This window comes from Rheinheimera marina, assembly GCF_042654345.1.
Taxonomy (GTDB): Bacteria; Pseudomonadota; Gammaproteobacteria; order Enterobacterales; family Alteromonadaceae; genus Pararheinheimera; species Pararheinheimera marina.
Window position 1 is genome coordinate 299,944 of the sequence record NZ_JBHSGB010000005.1, and the last position, 18,245, is coordinate 318,188.

Here is an 18,245-nt window from a genome sequence, read left to right on the forward strand (position 1 = left end):
TTAAATGGACTTTTTATGTGGACTAAAGACGGCCTTGGGCAGTAGACGATGAAGATTTTTTGCTATTGCATCAAAATCGGCCGCTACTGCCGATGCCTGAGAATATTTAAATACAAGCATTTGGCTCGCATTGGCTTCAGCCACGGCTTCGTCGCGATGTACAGTCCCCAGTAAGGCTGAACCCAGGCGTTGGGTCAGGAACGCCGTAACGTCGGCGTTCAGCTGACTCCGGACATCCACCTGGTTCACTATGTAATAGCAGCGGTCACGCACATCTTCACCATAAAGATTGCCGGATTCGATTTCCGGTAGGCTGCTCAATGACGCGCTGTCAGCCAATAATACGTTGAGAATGATGGGATCAAACTGAGATAAAGCATGCATAGCTTCAGAATAGCCGGGAGCCAAATCAGCCAGTACCACCAGATCCGTTTGGCTTATAAAAGGAGCCAGCCAATTGGCTAACAATTTAGGTTCTTTTGCCAGAGTGTGCTCGTAATGATCTCTTTCAGGCTTCTGAACACGACCAAACGGAACATAGCGCACGCCAGAATCGGACTCCCGAACGTGGTGAGCCCACTCCTGCACTGTATTCCAGTCTCTAACGTGGCCGGACGAATCACTAAGCGGCATACCAAAATGCAGTCGCAACGAGTTTTGTGGATCAAAATCTATAACTAAAACCCGCAAGCCCAAACGTTGCAATGCATGCGCAAGGTTAGCAGTCAAAGTTGTTTTACCCACCCCCCCTTTAGGAGATGCCACGCAAATTAAGTTCATGCGCCTATCCGTTCTAATAATAATGAAAGCGGACTTGCCGACGATTTTTCCGGTGTAGGCGTCTGATTTGGGGTTTTAAGGAACAAATGCGACATATCACGGATTGAATCTTCGCGAGCAGTGCCATTCGTATCCAAATGCTCTTTGGTTGATTCGACAGAGTTTAAACGCGCTACCTGCGCTAACGGCTCTGAGCGAGCGGCTCCATTATCGGTATATGGGTAAGAATTAAACTCCGAAGCAGGAGTCCTGGCAAACTCTGCCGTATCCCGGTCAAATAATGCAACTTGATTGATTAATTTCCAACGGGAATTCCCTGCAGTAAATGCAGCAGATTCAAAGTTCTTGTAATTTAAATTTTGCGCGCCAGTCTTGGTCACAAACTGCAACACATCATCATAGTGCTCCATAATACCTCCGAACAAGGCTACGCTCCCAGCCGTTTTACAAAAATGACAAAAATGAAACAAGCTACAATCCATTTGACTTGGTTCTATTGTCGAAACACCCTAGAAGCCTAAATAATGTATCACTTTTACTAATTTAATGAAAAAAACATCAATGCGCAAGCGGGAATATGAAAAAATAGGTAAACTTTATCATTTCTGCATTTATTTGTGCTGGAGTCTGACTTTTCTGGCGAATTAAAGTCAATACGGATGAATTTATTTTGACTATATGATAAATCTTGCACATTCATCAGGACAGGTTGGTCACACAGCATGAATGAGCAATCGTCATTTGTAACATCGGCGTGACTGTGGGTTTCTGAAGCAAATTCTGCTGTTAAAATGTGAAGTGCCGGGCAATAGAGCCCGGCACTTTAAGTAAAATACGACACCTACTCGCCGTATTTTTCACCGAGATACAGCCAGGTTTCCAGCACGGTATCCGGGTTCAGTGACACTGAATCAATGCCCTGCTCCATCAACCAGGCGGCAAAGTCTTCGTGGTCTGAAGGGCCCTGACCACAGATCCCGACATATTTGCCTTTGGCTTTGGCAGTAGAAATGGCCATTTCCAGCAGCTTCTTAATGGCTGGGTTACGCTCGTCAAACAGATGCGCAATCAAACCACTGTCGCGGTCCAGACCCAGAGTTAACTGAGTTAAGTCATTCGAGCCGATGGAGAAGCCGTCGAAGTACTCAAGGAACTGCTCTGCCAGCAGGCAGTTCGAAGGCAGCTCACACATCATGATGACTTTCAGACCATTTTCGCCACGTTTCAGTCCATGCGCTTCGAGCAGTTCGATCACCGCTTTGGCTTCTTCCAGCGTCCGCACGAATGGGATCATCACCTCCACATTGGTAAAGCCCATTTCATTGCGGACCCGCTTCAATGCTTCACACTCCAGCGCAAAACAATCACGGAAGTCAGTGCTGATGTAGCGTGAAGCACCGCGGAAACCGATCATCGGGTTTTCTTCGTGTGGCTCATACTGCTGGCCACCGACCAGGTTGGCGTATTCGTTGGATTTAAAATCGGACATCCGCACAATGACACGTTGTGGCGAAAATGCCGCGGCCAGTGTCGAAATGCCTTCGGTCAGCTTAGTGATGTAGAACTCGACCGGCGATGAATAGCCAGCCATCATCTGACGGATGGTTGCCTGCAGCTCAGCACTTTGTGTATCGAAATTCAGCAAGGCTTTCGGGTGCACACCAATCATCCGGTTAATAATAAATTCCAGACGGGCCAGACCAATACCGGCATGTGGCAGACGGGCGAAGGAAAATGCCCGTTCCGGGTTACCGACGTTCATCATGATTTTCATCGGTAGTTTTGGCATCTGGTCGACCCGGGAACGGATCACTTCAAATGGCAGCACGCCCTGATAAACATAGCCGGTATCGCCCTCGGCACAGGAAACAGTGACATCCTGACCATTTTCGATACGACTGGTCGCATCACCACAACCCACCACAGCCGGAATACCCAGCTCACGGGCGATAATAGCTGCGTGGCAGGTGCGACCACCGCGATTGGTCACAATAGCAGAAGCCCGTTTCATGATCGGTTCCCAGTCCGGGTCTGTCATGTCGGTGACCAGCACATCGCCTGGCTGAATTTGGTCCATATCGGCAATGCTGGCCAGCACTTTGGCCTTACCGCTGCCAATTTTATGACCGATAGCACGGCCTTCGGTGAGCACCGCTGAACTGCCTTTGAGCTGGAAGCGCTCCATCTCATTGCTGTCTTCACGGCTGCGGACCGTTTCTGGACGGGCTTGCACTATATAAAGTTTACCATCCACACCATCTTTGGCCCATTCGATATCCATTGGACGGCCATAGTGCTGCTCAATAATAATGGCTTGTTTGGCCAGCTCCTGAACTTCGGCGTCGGTCAGAGAAAACTGTTGCCGCTTGCCGGCGGCCACATCCTGCACCAGCACTTGTTTGCCATGGCTCAGATCGGATGAATACACCATTTGCAGCAGTTTACTGCCCAAGGTACGCCGAACAACAGCAGGACGGTCGGCAAGAACTGTGGGTTTGTGGACATAGAACTCGTCCGGGTTGACGGCGCCCTGCACCACCATTTCGCCCAAACCGTAAGACGAGGTGACAAAGACAACATCTTCAAAACCGGATTCGGTGTCGATACTGAACATCACACCTGAGGAAGACAAATCAGAGCGAACCATGCGCTGAACACCGGCAGAAAGTGCCACGCCGCGGTGGTCATAGCCCTGGTGAACACGATAGGAAATGGCGCGGTCATTAAACAATGACGCAAACACATGCTTCACCGCTTCATGCACCTGTTCATAGCCACGCACGTTCAGGAAAGTTTCCTGCTGGCCGGCAAATGACGCGTCTGGCATATCTTCAGCAGTCGCAGAGGAACGAACTGCAAAAGACACATCCCCCACACTGTCTGAAACCAGTTGCTGATAGGCCTGCTGCAGCGCCTGTTCAAACTCACTCTGAAACGGCGTATCAATCACCCATTGACGGATTTGCGCACCGGCTTTGGCCAGTGCATTGACGTCATCGACATCCAAACCATCCAGCAGTTGATAAATTCGTTCGTTCAGTCCACTCTGATCCAGAAATTGGTTAAAGGCATACGCAGTAGTCGCAAAGCCGCCTGGAACCTGTACCCCAGCGTTCGCGAGGTTACTGATCATCTCACCCAAAGAGGCATTTTTTCCGCCGACGCGTGGAACGTCATGCATGCCTAAGTCCTGGTACCAAACAACGAATTCTTGCACGATAAGTCTCCAATTTGTGTTGCAGGTTCTGTAAGCTTACATGGCTAGCCACATAGCCATCTCATTCTACACTGGGGTTAGAATGAATTAAAACCTTAATTTCTAATGTAATTTTATAACGACAAAATGAGGTTTCCCGTGCGAACTGCTTTCTATATATCTGATGGAACTGGAATTACTGCCGAAGTGTTTGGACATGCATTGCTGTCGCTGTTTCCCGCAGAATTTGACCATATCACCATCCCATTTGTCGAAACCGAAGAGATTGCCTTACAGGTCAAACAACGAATTAACGATCGTTATAAAACTACCGGAGTTCGGCCTTTAGTGTTTCAAACCTTTGTCGACGACAAGCTCCGCTTGATCATTAACAGCAGCGAAGGCAGCTGCTACGACTTTTTGAACGCCTTTGTCGAGCCAATGCAAAAGGAATTGGGGTTGTCGGCCATGCCAAAAACACACCGCACCCACAGTATTCATGAAAAGACTTACGATTTTCGAATTGATGCGGTGAATTTTGCTCTGGCCAATGACGATGGTTCCAATTTAAAAGATTACGCCAAAGCCGACATTATTCTGGTCGGCGTCAGCCGCTCTGGCAAAACCCCCACCAGCTTATACCTGGCCTTGCAGTACGGTATCAAAGCCGCTAACTACCCCTTTGTGCCAGAAGATTTGGATCATTTGAAATTGCCAGCAGAGCTGCGGCAACACAAAAACAAACTGTTTGGCCTGACCATTACGCCGGAGCGACTCAGTCAAATTCGTGAGCAGCGCCGCCCCGGTAGTAAATATGCATCCCTGCGTCAATGCAAACTGGAGCTGGATGAAGTGGAAGCTTTGTATCAGCGCGAGCGCATGGCTTATCTGAATTCAACCCATCTGTCGATTGAAGAGATTTCTGCAAAAATCATGGCTCAGACGGGTCTGAAGCGACAAAAATACTAAAGCGCGAGTAATTGCTGGGCCTGTTGCGGGGTCAGGCTAACCGCCTGCCCTTGCTGCTTTTGTCGTACCAGGCTGACCAGTGCCTGATTCAGCGGTGCCGTAAGACCGGCTTCTTCAGCCAGCGCAACCACCGCACCATTAAGGTAATCAATTTCTGTTGGTCGTCCAGCCTGTAAATCGTCCCACATTGATGAGCGGGCTTGCGGGTTAATGTCCAGCATGGAGCGGGCTATTACCCGAAACAGCCCGTCGGGTAAGCGCAGCAACACAGGTAGCAACCTGTTGGGCACTTTGGTGTAACTGTGCAGGCCCAGCTTTCTGCGCCGGCACAACCTTAACAGTTCATCCATGGCACCAGCCAAAAGCTGACGGTAAGGGCGCTGCATCAGTTGCTCACGCAGTGGCAAACCACAAAGCGCATTAATGGCGTTATTCAGATTCAGCAACAATTTACCCAGCTCTGCGGCCTGAATATCCTCTGTCGCAGCGGACGTCAAATCGGCACTGCTGAGCGCAGACATCAGTTGGCGCTGCAATACGGTTGCCGGCTCAGACCAGACCATGGCTGCACCACTGGTGCGGGCATACAGACCAGGGCCGGCTTTCACCACATTAAATGGCACTATGGCTCTGGCCACCTGCTGCGGTAAAAATTGCTGATACCAGGTTTGAATGGCGACGCCGTTTTGCAACGCGATGATTTCGGTGTCGGGGCGCAGAAAATCAACCAATTGTGGTAGTAGTTCATTCAGTGCTACGGCTTTGACAGCACATAACACCAGGTCGGCGCCACGGAGAGCTTCGAGCGAGGTAAATACAGCGGGACTACCCAGAGTATGGCAACGTAAATCCAGGTCCTGCGCGGTGAAACCATACACAGCGGCCTCTAGTGCTAAGGCTTCCCGGCCTATAAAACTAACCTGAAAACGGCCACTTTGGGCCGCCAGCACCCCGAGGTAACAACCGATACTGCCAGCGCCCAGTACCACCAGACGTGGCAAAGCCGCCCCAATAGCGGCGGCTTTGTTATCGGTTTGACTATTACTTACGGACGGCACGCAGTGTGTCTGCGATCAGGAACGCCAGTTCCAGTACCTGATCGGAGTTAAGTCGTGGGTCACACTGAGTGGTGTAACAACGGCTCAGGTCGTTTTCAGACAAGCCATAAGCCCCGCCGGTACATTCAGTGACATTTTCTCCGGTCATTTCCAGGTGAATACCGCCTGCATGGCTGCCTTCGGCCTGGTGCACCGCGAAGAAATAGCGGATTTCACGCAAAATGGCTTCGAAATCACGAGTCTTGTAGTCATTGCTTGCTTTGACTGTGTTGCCGTGCATCGGGTCTGAACTCCAAACCACTTTGCGGCCTTCACGTTGCACCCGGCGAACCAGAGCTGGCAGCTTTTCAGCCAGTTTGTCGGCGCCCATGCGGGTGATCAAGGTTAAACGGCCAGGCGTATTGTCGGGGTTCAGTGCATCAATCAGACGGATCAGATCCATTTCATCCATGCCAGGACCAATTTTCACACCAATCGGGTTTTTAATGCCTTTGAAAAACTCCAAGTGAGCGTGGTCCAGTTGACGGGTGCGTTCACCAATCCACACCATGTGGGCGGAGCAGTCGTACCAATCACCAGTCAATGAGTCACGGCGGGTCAGTGCCTCTTCGTAATTCAGCAGTAATGCCTCGTGTGAGGTATACAACGAGGTTTCACGAATAGAAGGCGAATTTTCCGAAGTAATGCCACAGATTTCCATAAAGCGTAACGCTTCCTGAATACGCTGAGCAATGTCCTGGTAGCGGCCTTTCAATGGATTAGATTCCACGAAGCCCATATTCCAACGGCTGACCTGGTGCAAATCGGCCAGCCCGCCTTGGGCAAAAGCTCGCAGTAAGTTCAGTGTTGCCGCCGAGTGGTGATAAGCCGTTAATAACCGGTTAGGGTCCGGACGGCGAGACGCCTCGGTGAACTCAAAGCTGTTAATGATATCGCCACGGTAGCTTGGTAAGGACACACCATTGATGGTCTCCAGATCGCTGGAGCGTGGTTTAGCGTACTGACCCGCCATCCGGGCCACTTTGACCACGGGACAACCACCGGCAAAAGTTAATACCACTGCCATCTGCAACAGCACCTTAAAGGTGTCCCGGATCTTCGGCGCATTAAAGTCGCTAAAGCTTTCCGCACAATCGCCACCCTGCAATAAAAAGGCTTTGCCCTCGGCCACCTGGCCGAGCTGACTAAACAAATCACGGGTCTCCTGCGCAAATACCAATGGTGGGTATTTATGCAGTTGTTGCTCTACAGATGCGAGCAGTGATTTGTCATCGTATGAGGGTTGTTGTTGGATTGGAAAAGCTCGCCAACTTTGAGGCGTCCAGGTCGTCACTTTTAAGTTTCCTATTACTGATTAATTACATTCTTCGCTTGGGTTATGAATCCGCAGACAAGGTAAATAGATTGCCGCTGAAATTCAATCAGAAATTAGCCGGAAAGCCATTTAGACGTCAAAAAAGTGGATGGCCAACCGGGTAAGCAGCTGGCCAGCAGTAACAAGCTCGTCATTAAGGGGTAAGAATGCGTAACGCGGATTGAATGTGCTCAGCACAGTTGCGCCCCAAATCGGTCAGGTAACCGCCGTCTGGCTGCGTCAGTAAACCTTTGTGATACAAGCGCCCTATCGCTGCTTTGTATTCACTGGTTGCATCTTTATGCGCTTTTATTCCTTCGAGTGAAGTGTCGAGATTAAACAGGTTGAGGATCCGGATTTCGTCATTCAGTTCTGCGCTGACCGCCATATGCATCTCCTTGTTGTTCTGGTTTGAAGTTAGCCCAGACCAAACCAAAGTGCCAGTAACGACCGCAATGCGACCGCTGACGGCAGAAGACAGTTTACTTTTTTTCATTTTGCGGTATTTTTAACCTCCTTCTATAGTTGCAGAGCAAGGAGGCTCGCAACAGTGGTCAGCAAATTTCAGCTAAGCCAGCAACAATGGCTGGTCAGTTTTTTCCAACATCTGCCAAATCCTGCGTTTATTCTGCTGGACGATGCCGCACATCAGTTACAACTGGTCGCCGCTAACCAAGCATTTTTAGGCCTGTTGCCTGACATAGTCAGCTTGCCTGCCTCTTTGGCGGATATCCGCTTACCAGCTGATTGGTCAACCCAGCTAAAAAATCAGCTGAACCTGCTTTCAATCGATGTCCCCTGCTCATTGGAGCTGAAAATCCGCAGTCAGGACAGTTATCGCTGGTTTGCGTTGTCTTTGCAGCTGCATCTGGTGCAACAGCAACGGTTTTATTACGCCGTACTGACCGAAGTCACAGAGTGGCGACAGGAATGCAAACAACTGCAACAGAAGCTGTCAGACATTGAACGGCTGAAAAACCGGATCCGTGAACAGGCCATTCGCGACCCGTTGACCAATTTGTTTAACCGCCGCTTTCTGAATGAATTTATGGAACGCGAGTTGGCGTTGGCGCGACGTAATCAAAAACCACTGTCACTGGTGATGTTGGACTTGGACCACTTTAAGCAGTTAAACGACCAACACGGCCATCAGACCGGTGATCAGATTATTGAACTGGTCGCCCGCAATTTGCTGCGCCAGAGTAGGCGTAGCGATATTTTGTTTCGATACGGCGGCGAGGAGTTCCTGATCCTGTTGCCAAACACCACAGCACTTCAGGCTGGTCATCTGGCCGAAGGCTGGCGGGCCCAGATTGAACAGGCCCAGGTGTTTGCCCGGGAGCAACAGATCTCCGTCACCATTTCTGCTGGTGTTGCCTGCTACCCTGAACATGGCACCACAGCCTTTAATTTAATCCACGCTGCCGATCAGGCGCTGTATCAAGCCAAAGCGGCAGGCAGAAATCAGGTCGTGCTGTTATAAAGCCAGGACCTTTCGCAGCTATAAAAAAGGGCTGGTTCATTCAGCCCTTTTTTGTCCGTGACATTAATATCCGCGCAGTGCGGCAATACGTTTTTCCAGTGGCGGGTGGCTTAAAAAGAGCTCGGAAGTAGCTGGTTTGCTGGCAATACCAAAGGCCATCATAGACCCTTCCAGCCGGCTTTCATGGTTATTACGCAGGCGCTCCAGCGCCGCAATCATTTTGCCAGCCCCAGCCAGTTTGGCGGCGCCCGCATCAGCGCGGTATTCGCGCTGACGCGAGAACCACATCACAATCAGGCTGGCCAGCACGCCAAAGGCCATTTCCAGCACCAGCACAGTCAGCATATAGACCACACCATTATTGCTCTGCCCTTCACCTCGGTTGCCACTGATAGCACCGGCAATCAGCCGGGCAAAGAAAATCACGAAGGTATTCACCACCCCCTGGATCAGCGTCAGTGTCACCATATCGCCATTGGCCACATGAGAGACTTCATGTGCCAGCACTGCTTCCACTTCATCTTCACGCATATTGCGCAATAAACCGGTACTGACAGCCACCAACGCGTTATTACGGCTTGGTCCGGTGGCAAAGGCATTCATTTCCGGCGAGTCGTACAGCGCCACTTCAGGCATTGCAATCCCAGCCTGCTGGGCCTGACGACGAACGGTCTGCACTAACCACTGTTCAGTCGCATTGCGCGGTTGTTCAATCACCATGGCGCCGGTGGAGCGTTTTGCCATCCATTTGGACATAAACAGCGAAATAAACGAGCCACCAAAACCAAAGACGGCGGCAAACACCAATAAGCCACTGATGCTGCGGCTGTCTATTCCCAAAACACTAAACACTAAGCTAAGCACCACACTCAGTACCAGCATGACGGCCAGGTTGGTTGCCAGGAATAGCAAAATTCGTTTCATACACACCTCATTTACTCAGCTACCACTTTGAGTCAGGTTCACGCGAAGCGACAGAACAAGCTTCGGTTCACACTTGCTACTATAGGGGTTAGAAAGGCGAATTCAATGGAGGTGCGACAGGCATTTGTAAGAAAAGATAACCGCCATAAAAACTGCGTTTAACGGCGGTGAATAACAGAATTTATTACAGCATCAGCCAGTTGCAGTTGCATCGCGGAAGCGACTCCTTCAGCAGCAAAGGGCAAAACTGCCAGACAAGGCGCAGGAATACGCTGCTGTAGTGAGGCAATATTCTCATTTGCAGACAACATATCCGGGTCAATGCAGTTGGCTATCCAGCCGACTAACGGCACGCCAGCGTGCTGAAGCGCCTGCACAGTGAGTAGTGCATGGTTCAGACAGCCCAGTTTCATCCCTACCACCAAAATCACCGGCCAGCCCAATTCCGCTACCCAGTCCGACAGGTAGTCATCGTCGGTCATCGGCAGCATCCAGCCGCCTGCACCTTCCACCAGAGTAAAATCCGTCTGGTAGTGTTCAACCGCACGCACCGCGTCCGTTAGCTGGGAGAATGTCAGCGTAAGCCCCTGCCTTGCTGCGGCGATATGGGGCGCTATGGGATCCACTAAACAGACCGGATTCACCTGCTGATAGGTCAGTGGCAGATCGGTGGCACTTTGCAGCGCCAAAGCGTCAGTATTCTGCCCGTCAGCATTTACACCGGCAGCAAAGGGCTTTAGACCCAAAGCTTTCAGTTGGCGTTGCTGTAAGCCTTGTAGCAAAGCGGCTGTACAATAGGTTTTGCCGGCATCGGTGTCGGTGCCCGTAATAAAAATCTTCATCGACGTTCCAATCGGATATAAAGCAGTTGGTAACTGGCCAGCAGTTCGCCGTGACGGCGCGGATAATTCTGTTCCAGCTGCTGCCAGTATCCTTTGCCGGTCAGGCCGTGCCGCCGTTCTCCCAGCACTGTATTGGCGCCCAGCCCCTTAAGTTCCCGGGCAAGTTCGCGCACAGTGGCGTAGGGCAACTGCACCAGCTCAGACTCCAGCGTTACAGTCACGCCCATCGCATCCAGCCCCGGGCGCAATTGCTGAAAATACTGCAGAGGTAAAAATTCATTGATATGGCGATAGCTGTCCAGCTGAGCCCAGGCATGCTCCAGCTCTGTCAGCGTGCCTTGCAACAAGGTACTGAATACTGCTACAGCACCAGGCTTCAATGCGTGCGCCACCTGTTGCAGCACCAGCTCCGGCTTGGCACACCACTGCAACATCAGGCTTGAATACAAAGCATCCAGACTCTGCGGTAACAGCGGCAATAAGGTCGCATCCCCCTGCACCGCATCCACACCTTGAGCCGAAGCCTGAGCCAGCATGGACCAGCTTAAATCAAGCGCCAGTAACTGGTCACAATGGCGCTGCAATTGCTCGCGGTACCACAAAGGGCCTGTGCCTAAATCGACCAGCCATGGCAACTGCCGCGGTAGCCAGGCCATTAAACGCGCCGCCGCATGGCGTTGCAAACGGGCATGTTGCGGGTAACTGGTGGCGGCAAGACCAAACTGCGCCGCCACACGCCCGGCACTATTTGTGAAAGAGACTTCTGGCATCACCCTCACCACAAACTCCGTAATACGTTGATTAACTGTTGAATATCTTTCGCTTCATGCTGCGCGGACAATGTCACGCGTAACCTGGCGCCGTGCCGCGGCACCGTCGGAGGCCGGATGGCCGCCAGCCAAATCCCTTGTTGTTTCAGCTGTTCACTCAGTACCAAAGCTTTATTGGTGTCACCTACCAGCACAGGTTGAATGGCTGTCGCTGACGGCAACAGTGGCAAATCGGCCTGCCGGGCCAGAGCACGAAACAACGCGATATGTTCAGCCAGTTTGTCGCGCCGCCACTGTTCACGTCTGCATACCTGCACTGCAGTACGCATGGCCCAGCACATGGCCGGTGACATTGCGGTGCTGTATACATAATGCCGGCCAAACTGGCGTAAATAATCAATCAGCAACTGAGAACCCGCGACAAATGCTCCCTGGCCGCCCAATGCTTTACCAAAATTGGCCATCAGGGCTGAGATCTGCTGTGGCGCAACCCCAGCGTCCGCCCAGCTGCCCCGGCCTTGCTCGCCGCATTGGCCCAAGCCATGAGCATCGTCAAGGATCAATCCGGCCTGATGCTGGTGACAGAGTTCTGTCAATCGGCTCCAGTCCGGACTGTCGCCATCCATACTGAACACCCCTTCGGTCACCACCCAGGCATTGGCTTGATCAGAAAGCTTATTGCCAAGCGCCACATAATCCTGATGCACAAAGCGGCTGTAGCTGCAGGGTGCCGTCAGCGCCGCGTCAATCAGTGAGGCATGACAGAGTTTGTCCAGCAACAAATGATCCTGCGCGGCCGGCAAGGTGTGCAGCAATAATTGATTAGCGGAAAAACCAGAAGACAACAGCAACACGTCGTCCATTTGCAACCAGTCGCGCATTTCGTCCGTTAAGGCCTGATGGGCATAATGAAACCCCGTCAGCACCGGCGAACCTGAGCTGCCACAGCCAAACCGCAGCGCACCGTCGGCCAGCGCAGCGGTCACCTCAGTACTTTGCGCCAGCCCCAGGTAATCGTTACCAGAAAAGTTCAGGTAACTGCGCCCGGCCAGTTGCAGCAGCCTGCCCTGATACTGTTCAATCAGCGCTGACTGCCGGTATAGCTGCGCCTGCTGGCGCTCTGCGATCGCCTGGCGAAACCGGCTCGATGCGTGCATCAGACCGCCGAATGAAACAAGGACGGGGTTGCCTGTTCTTTCAAGGCATCCACCAGTGCGGCCTCGTGCGCTTCATCGGACACATCGTGGCGCTGTTCCAGCACCAGGCCCAGCTTGGCAAACAACAGCATATCCGCGTCCGCTTCCGGGTTTTCAGTGGTCAGCAGTTTGTCGCCATAGAAAATGGAGTTGGCGCCCGCCATAAAACACAGAGCCTGCATTTGTTCATTCATCCGCGAGCGGCCAGCCGATAAACGCACATGGCTTTTCGGCAGCAGAATTCGGGCTACTGCTATGGTGCGTATAAATACAAATGGGTCTAAATCGTCGGCGTTATCCAGTGGCGTACCCTGCACTTTCACCAACATATTGATGGGCACACTCTCCGGGTGTTCGGGCAGGTTGGCCAGTTGGCGCAGCAGCCCGGCCCTGTCATTTGCGCTTTCCCCCATACCGACGATACCACCACAACAGACTTTCATCCCGGCATCACGCACATGCTGCAGCGTGTCCAGCCGGTCCTGATAGGTACGGGTGGTAATAATTTCGCCATAAAATTCAGGCGAGGTGTCGAGGTTATGGTTGTAGTAATCAAGACCAGCCTGAGCCAGCTCTGAGGCCTGGCCCGCATCCAGCTTACCCAGTGTCATACAGGTTTCCAGACCTAACTCTTTCACGCCTTTGACCATTTCCATCAGAAATGGCATGTCACGCTGTTTAGGGTTACTCCAGGCTGCGCCCATACAAAAACGGGTGGCGCCTTTGTCTTTCGCCGCTTTGGCCTGGGTCAGCACTTTTTCCACTTCCAGCAGACGCTCACGCTCCAGTCCCGTATTGTAATGACCGCTCTGCGGGCAGTACTTACAGTCTTCCGCACACGCCCCTGTTTTGATCGACAACAGCGTGCTGACCTGAACTTCATTGGGCTTGAAATACTGGCGGTGCACAGTCTGCGCCTGAAACATCAAATCATTAAAGGGCAAAGCAAATAACGCCTGCACTTCGGGTAAAGACCAATCGTGACGCACGGTAGCAACAGCTGACATAAATTTCCCTGACTGAAGAAAGGCCTGTTTGTCGGCCCTGAAATTTTCCGTTAGTCTATCGGCCCGGCCTTCTCTGTCAACGCCAACCAGTTCACAAAGTTTACTTCAGGTTATTTTATGAGCAACTCACTCGAGTTCGACCGTGTCCACCTGTGGCACCCCTATACCTCGCTGGCGGATCCGCTGCCGGTGTACCCGGTTGCCAGTGCATCCGGTGTGCGGATCCAACTGGAAGATGGCCGCAGCCTGATTGATGGCACCAGCTCCTGGTGGGCTGCAGTGCATGGCTACAATCACCCGGAGCTCAATGCCGCCTTAACGACGCAAGCCAGTCAGTTCAGTCATGTGATGTTTGGGGGCTTTACCCATCAGCCCGCCATTGAACTGGGTCGTTTGCTGCTGGCGATGGTTCCACAGGGATTAAGCAAAGTCTTTTACGCCGACAGTGGTTCTATCGCGGTGGAAGTAGCACTGAAAATGGCGCTGCAATACTGGCTGGGGCAACAAAAGCCTGAAAAGCAGCGCATTCTGGCGCTGCGCAAGGCTTACCATGGCGACACCTTTGCGGCCATGTCGGTCTGCGATCCGGTAGACGGTATGCACAGTTTGTTTCAGGGGCAATTGGCCCGGCAGCTGTTTGCGCCTGCGCCGCTAAGCCGTTTTGACGGTCCGTTCCTGCACCAGGATGCACAGGCGCTGCGTCAACTCTTTGCAGAGCACCACCAACAACTGGCCGCTTTTATTGTTGAGCCGGTGCTGCAAGGCGCCGGTGGCATGCGGTTTTATCATCCAGAGTACCTGCGGCTGGCCCGGCAGTTATGCGATCAGTACGAGGTGCTGCTGATTGCCGACGAAATTGCCACTGGCTTTGGCCGCACCGGCGCCCTGTTTGCCTGCAATCACGCCGGAGTCAGCCCGGATATTCTCTGTCTGGGCAAAGCCTTGTCCGGCGGCTACCTGACACTGGCCGCGACCCTTTGCAGCGACAAGATCGCCAGCGGTATCAGCAGTGCCGAAGTGCCCGCCCTGATGCATGGCCCGACCTATATGGCGAATGCCCTGGCCTGCGCCGTGGCTTGCGCCAGTGTACGGCTTATACAGCAGGGCCACTGGCAGCAGCAGGTCAGCGCCATTGAGGCTCAGCTACGTGAAGAATTAGCGCCTTGCCAGACCTTCGCCGGGGTAAAAGAGGTGCGGGTGTTGGGAGCCATTGGTGTGGTTGAAATGCAGCATCCGCTCAATGTTGCTGCGGTGCAAAAGCGCTGTGTCGACTTGGGAGTCTGGGTACGGCCTTTTGGTAATTTGCTGTATCTGATGCCACCTTTTGTAATTAACCCGGCCGAACTTAGCCGCTTAACTACGGCGCTATGCCAGTTATCGCAGCAGCCAGACTGGAGCGACGCCGCCGTGTTACCGGGCGCTTAGCCCGGAGAGCAACCAAAGTGCGACGGCGCTGAAGAGTACCAACAAATAAAGGTTTAGCCGCAAGCTGTCGGTCTGGCGTTTGTTGCGGCGCCAGTGCAGCCCCAGGGTAAACAGGCTGAGCGCCAGACAACTGGCAAATAACGGATTGCTGTAAGAAAGTAACGTCTGATCCCAATTGGGGTCGAGCGGAATTTGCCAGTAACGCACCAGGCCAGAGTCAAAATCCGGCTCGGCCAAATGGGCCAGGGCCAAAGCCGTGATCAGTAAAATCCAGCACAGCCAATCCAGCCAGGACAGCAGTTTTAACCACAGATCCGGCCCCTGTCTTCTGTTGCCTGAGCCCAGCGCCTGCTGGCGATCCGTCATTTTCACCCCTCCCTAAAAGTTTTACTTGTGTTCAGGCCTTGCCTGCGTATCATGTTGCCTTTTAACATTTTGACAAAGGCAAGTTGGAGCAAGTTGCATGACGCATGCAGTAATTAAAGATGTACTTGCTGGTCAGTATGAACTGGGCAGTACAGTGACAGTCAAGGGTTGGATCCGCACCAAGCGCGATTCCAAAGCAGGGATTTCCTTTTTAGCCGTGCACGACGGCAGCTGCTTTGATGCAGTGCAGGCCGTTGCTCCGGCTGAACTGAATAATTACGAATCAGAAATCAAAAAACTGACCACCGCCTGTTCTGTGATTGTCACAGGGGTGATCGCCCGTTCTGAAGGTCAGGGTCAGGCCTTTGAAATTCAGGCCAACACAGTTGACGTAGTCGGCTGGGTAGAAAACCCGGACACCTACCCAATGGCGCCCAAACGTCACAGCATGGAATACCTGCGTGAACAAGCCCACCTGCGTCCGCGCACCAACGTGATTGGCGCTGTGGCCCGTGTCCGTCATTGTCTGGCGCAAGCTATTCACCGCTTCTTCCATGAGCAGGGTTTCTATTGGATCAGCACCCCGCTGATCACCGGTGCTGATGCAGAAGGTGCAGGTGAAATGTTCCGTGTCAGTACACTGGATTTGGAAAACCTGCCACGCACAGACAAAGGCGCTATTGATTACAGCAAAGACTTCTTTGGTAAAGAGACCTTCCTGACCGTTTCTGGTCAGTTAAACGGCGAAACCTACGCCTGTGCTTTGTCGAAAATCTATACCTTTGGCCCAACCTTCCGTGCTGAAAACTCGCATACCAGCCGTCACCTGGCCGAATTCTGGATGATTGAACCGGAAGTCGCCTTTGCGGAACTGAAAGACATCGCTCAGCTGGCCGAAGACTTGCTGAAGTACGTATTCAAAGCCGTATTGACCGAACGTGCTGACGATATGGCGTTTTTTGCCGAGCGTATTGATACCGACGCCATCAGCCGTCTTGAAAAAGTCATTGATTCATCCTTCGTGCGGATGGATTACACAGACGCCATTGAGATCCTGAAAAACTGCGGTAAAGAATTTGAATACCCGGTGGAATGGGGTGTCGACCTGCAGTCTGAACACGAGCGTTACCTGGCCGAAGTCCATGTGGGCGCGCCAATCATTATGCAAAACTATCCAAAAGACATTAAAGCCTTCTATATGCGCCTGAACGAAGACGGCAAAACCGTAGCGGCGATGGACGTATTAGCGCCAGGTATTGGTGAAATTATTGGCGGTAGCCAACGTGAAGAGCGTCTGGACCAGTTCGACAAACGTCTGGATGAAATGGGTCTGCACAAAGAAGATTACAGCTGGTACCGTGACCTGCGCCGTTACGGCACAGTACCACACGCTGGTTTTGGTCTGGGCTTTGAGCGTCTGGTGTCTTATGTCACAGGTGTTGGCAACGTCCGTGACGTCATCGCCTTTCCTCGCACACCAGGCAACGCCGAGTTTTAATTCACACCTTTCCAGTAAAAGCCCCGGTTCCGGGGCTTTTTTTATGGCGTTTTTCAGCATCGCACAGGCAGAGTGAAATTTCCCCACTTGACAAACAAGTAAACATAATTTTTACTTTTGTTGCCATTTTGGAAAAATTCAATGAAAAGGGAATCATGATGAAAAAACTGTTTTTACCTTTGATCTTACTGAGCGGCGCTGCTTCTGCGGCTTCGATGGAATGCATGGTCGACACCGCGGCTTACGATGAATGGCAGGTGGGCTATTGCTCCGCAATGGAATTCACTTTTGATAACAATACGAATTTGGCGCTGTGGCGTATTACCGGGGTAACCAAAACCGTGAGCCAGGTGCTCTGGTCGGACGCGACATCCGGCTGTGCCGCTTCAGCTTTAAGCTGCAATAAACAAATCCGGCCTTATCATGAACATCTGGGTAAAGCCACTATCTTGTACAGCGATGGCACTTGGGAGCAAGTGCAGGCGACTGCACATTTTGAGACCGGTTTCTAAGTAAAAAATCATGCTCCGAGAGGAGTACTGCCGATCAGATAAGCAGTTTTTATTCAAAAACTGCTTATCTATTCACGAGTTGGTTCAGCTGCAGCGGAAAAGGCAAAGCCCACGCAGACACGCCGTGAATACGTTCCCTGTAGGCTCGGCTTTGGCATCCCTGCCAAAGACGGTCTGCTTAGTTCTTTACCTTTCCTCGCTTTGGATAGATTCAGTTCGTTTACTGTTTTAGTTCAGGTGAATTCTGATACTGTGCGGTAAAAAGATTAGCCCTGAAAATCCTGAAAGTAGCTTTCAGGACTTAATGGCTGACGGGGCGGCACGTCTAAGGCACAAGTGCCCAGGTACAAATAACCGACAATTTCGTCATCTTCGCCCAGACTCAGCGCCTGTTTGACAAAATCATACTGAGTGTAAGCGCCGCTGCGCCAAATTCCGCCAAAACCTAAGGCAAAGGCCGCTTGTTGCATCGCCATCACTGCACAGGCAGCAGATTGCACCTGTTCAGAAAACGGCACTTTCGGGTGTTCAACACATTTGGCAATGCAGGCAATCACCATAGGCGCCCGCAGCGGCAACTGACGAGCCCGCTCCACCACTTCATCAGACACCGACGGGTCGTCTTCCAGCGCGGCTTCGGCAAAGATGTCGCCAAGTTTCTGCAGTGCACTGCGGCCGTTAAACACCACAAAACGCCAGGGCCGCAGGTGACCATGATCCGGCACTTGCAATGCGGCCTGTTTAATCAGCTGCAAGTCTTCACCAGCAGGTGCCGGCTCAGTCAGGCGTGGCGAAGAATAACGCGTGGTTAAAAGGGTCACTGCATCCATAATTGCTCTCCAGCTAACAGATAACCAAGGCTAAC

The 18,245-nt window shown here is 52.1% G+C and carries 18 protein-coding genes; 5 read left to right on the plus strand and 13 right to left on the minus strand.

All coding sequences use genetic code 11. The features are described from left to right. From bcsQ to ppsA, 3 genes are all read right to left on the minus strand, one after another. A complete protein-coding gene (gene bcsQ, locus ACFO3I_RS05555; protein WP_377332416.1) occupies positions 1-780 on the minus strand; it encodes a cellulose biosynthesis protein BcsQ in 780 nt (259 codons plus the stop codon). Further along, a complete protein-coding gene (locus ACFO3I_RS05560) occupies positions 777-1,190 on the minus strand; it encodes a hypothetical protein (protein WP_377332418.1) in 414 nt (137 codons plus the stop codon). Before ACFO3I_RS05560 ends, bcsQ begins: the two co-directional genes overlap by 4 nt. A gap of 431 nt (positions 1,191-1,621) precedes the next feature. Further along, a complete protein-coding gene (ppsA, locus tag ACFO3I_RS05565) occupies positions 1,622-3,997 on the minus strand; it encodes a phosphoenolpyruvate synthase (protein WP_377332420.1) in 2,376 nt (791 codons plus the stop codon). A 126-nt stretch (positions 3,998-4,123) separates the two neighbouring features. On the opposite strand from ppsA, the gene ppsR reads away from it, so the two are divergent. Next, the gene (ppsR, locus tag ACFO3I_RS05570; protein ID WP_377332421.1) at positions 4,124-4,945 is read left to right on the plus strand and encodes a posphoenolpyruvate synthetase regulatory kinase/phosphorylase PpsR; all 822 of its coding nucleotides are present in this window, start codon (positions 4,124-4,126) and stop codon (positions 4,943-4,945) included. Here the strand turns inward: ppsR and ACFO3I_RS05575 are convergent. The 3 genes from ACFO3I_RS05575 to ACFO3I_RS05585 all read right to left on the minus strand — a co-directional run bounded on the left by ACFO3I_RS05575 (position 4,942) and on the right by ACFO3I_RS05585 (position 7,745). Then, a complete protein-coding gene (locus ACFO3I_RS05575) occupies positions 4,942-6,003 on the minus strand; it encodes a 2-dehydropantoate 2-reductase (RefSeq protein WP_377332422.1) in 1,062 nt (353 codons plus the stop codon). The two genes, ppsR and ACFO3I_RS05575, sit on opposite strands and share 4 nt — an antisense overlap. Further along, positions 5,987-7,336: a class II 3-deoxy-7-phosphoheptulonate synthase gene (locus tag ACFO3I_RS05580; protein ID WP_377332424.1), complete on the minus strand. Its 1,350-nt coding sequence runs from the start codon at positions 7,334-7,336 to the stop codon at positions 5,987-5,989. The genes ACFO3I_RS05575 and ACFO3I_RS05580 overlap by 17 nt, the downstream gene beginning before the upstream one ends. Before the next feature lie 175 nt (positions 7,337-7,511). Beyond that, on the minus strand, positions 7,512-7,745 hold the full coding sequence (locus ACFO3I_RS05585) for a TIGR02647 family protein (protein ID WP_377332425.1): 234 nt from the start codon (positions 7,743-7,745) through the stop codon (positions 7,512-7,514). Between the two features lie 162 nt (positions 7,746-7,907). Between ACFO3I_RS05585 and ACFO3I_RS05590 the strand changes: the two genes are divergently transcribed. Further along, positions 7,908-8,840 (plus strand): GGDEF domain-containing protein, encoded by a 933-nt coding sequence (locus tag ACFO3I_RS05590; RefSeq protein WP_377332427.1) that lies wholly within the window; start codon positions 7,908-7,910, stop codon positions 8,838-8,840. Positions 8,841-8,903: 63 nt separating this feature from the next. Here the strand turns inward: ACFO3I_RS05590 and htpX are convergent, their stop codons facing one another. The 5 genes from htpX to bioB form a co-directional block, all read right to left on the minus strand. Beyond that, entirely contained in the window at positions 8,904-9,764 is an 861-nt protein-coding gene (gene htpX, locus ACFO3I_RS05595) for a protease HtpX (protein WP_377332428.1), read from the minus strand. Between the two features lie 158 nt (positions 9,765-9,922). Next, positions 9,923-10,606, minus strand: coding sequence for a dethiobiotin synthase (bioD, locus tag ACFO3I_RS05600; protein WP_377332430.1), 684 nt, complete (start codon positions 10,604-10,606; stop codon positions 9,923-9,925). Beyond that, the gene (locus tag ACFO3I_RS05605; protein WP_377332432.1) at positions 10,603-11,376 is read right to left on the minus strand and encodes a methyltransferase domain-containing protein; all 774 of its coding nucleotides are present in this window, start codon (positions 11,374-11,376) and stop codon (positions 10,603-10,605) included. The genes bioD and ACFO3I_RS05605 overlap by 4 nt, the downstream gene beginning before the upstream one ends. Positions 11,377-11,381: 5 nt before the next feature. After that, positions 11,382-12,533 carry an aminotransferase class I/II-fold pyridoxal phosphate-dependent enzyme gene (locus ACFO3I_RS05610; RefSeq protein ID WP_377332433.1) on the minus strand — a complete coding sequence of 384 codons (1,152 nt, stop codon included), beginning with the start codon at positions 12,531-12,533 and terminating at the stop codon, positions 11,382-11,384. Next, a complete protein-coding gene (gene bioB, locus ACFO3I_RS05615) occupies positions 12,533-13,579 on the minus strand; it encodes a biotin synthase BioB (protein WP_377332435.1) in 1,047 nt (348 codons plus the stop codon). The genes ACFO3I_RS05610 and bioB overlap by 1 nt, the downstream gene beginning before the upstream one ends. A 117-nt stretch (positions 13,580-13,696) precedes the next feature. Between bioB and bioA the strand changes: the two genes are divergently transcribed. Further along, positions 13,697-15,004 carry an adenosylmethionine--8-amino-7-oxononanoate transaminase gene (bioA, locus tag ACFO3I_RS05620; RefSeq protein ID WP_377332436.1) on the plus strand — a complete coding sequence of 436 codons (1,308 nt, stop codon included), beginning with the start codon at positions 13,697-13,699 and terminating at the stop codon, positions 15,002-15,004. Here bioA and ACFO3I_RS05625 read toward each other — a convergent pair. Further along, the gene (locus ACFO3I_RS05625) at positions 14,990-15,370 is read right to left on the minus strand and encodes a hypothetical protein (protein WP_377332438.1); all 381 of its coding nucleotides are present in this window, start codon (positions 15,368-15,370) and stop codon (positions 14,990-14,992) included. The genes bioA and ACFO3I_RS05625 overlap by 15 nt on opposite strands. A 97-nt stretch (positions 15,371-15,467) precedes the next feature. Here ACFO3I_RS05625 and asnS point away from each other — a divergent pair, with 97 nt between their 5' ends. Together asnS and ACFO3I_RS05635 are read left to right on the plus strand one after the other, a co-directional pair. Continuing rightward, a complete protein-coding gene (gene asnS / locus ACFO3I_RS05630) occupies positions 15,468-16,868 on the plus strand; it encodes an asparagine--tRNA ligase (protein ID WP_377332439.1) in 1,401 nt (466 codons plus the stop codon). Between the two features lie 158 nt (positions 16,869-17,026). Beyond that, positions 17,027-17,380 carry a hypothetical protein gene (locus ACFO3I_RS05635; protein WP_377332441.1) on the plus strand — a complete coding sequence of 118 codons (354 nt, stop codon included), beginning with the start codon at positions 17,027-17,029 and terminating at the stop codon, positions 17,378-17,380. A gap of 266 nt (positions 17,381-17,646) precedes the next feature. On the opposite strand, the gene ACFO3I_RS05640 is transcribed toward ACFO3I_RS05635, so the two are convergent. Continuing rightward, the gene (locus ACFO3I_RS05640; protein ID WP_377332443.1) at positions 17,647-18,210 is read right to left on the minus strand and encodes an NAD(P)H nitroreductase; all 564 of its coding nucleotides are present in this window, start codon (positions 18,208-18,210) and stop codon (positions 17,647-17,649) included. Positions 18,211-18,245: the final 35 nt, after the last annotated feature.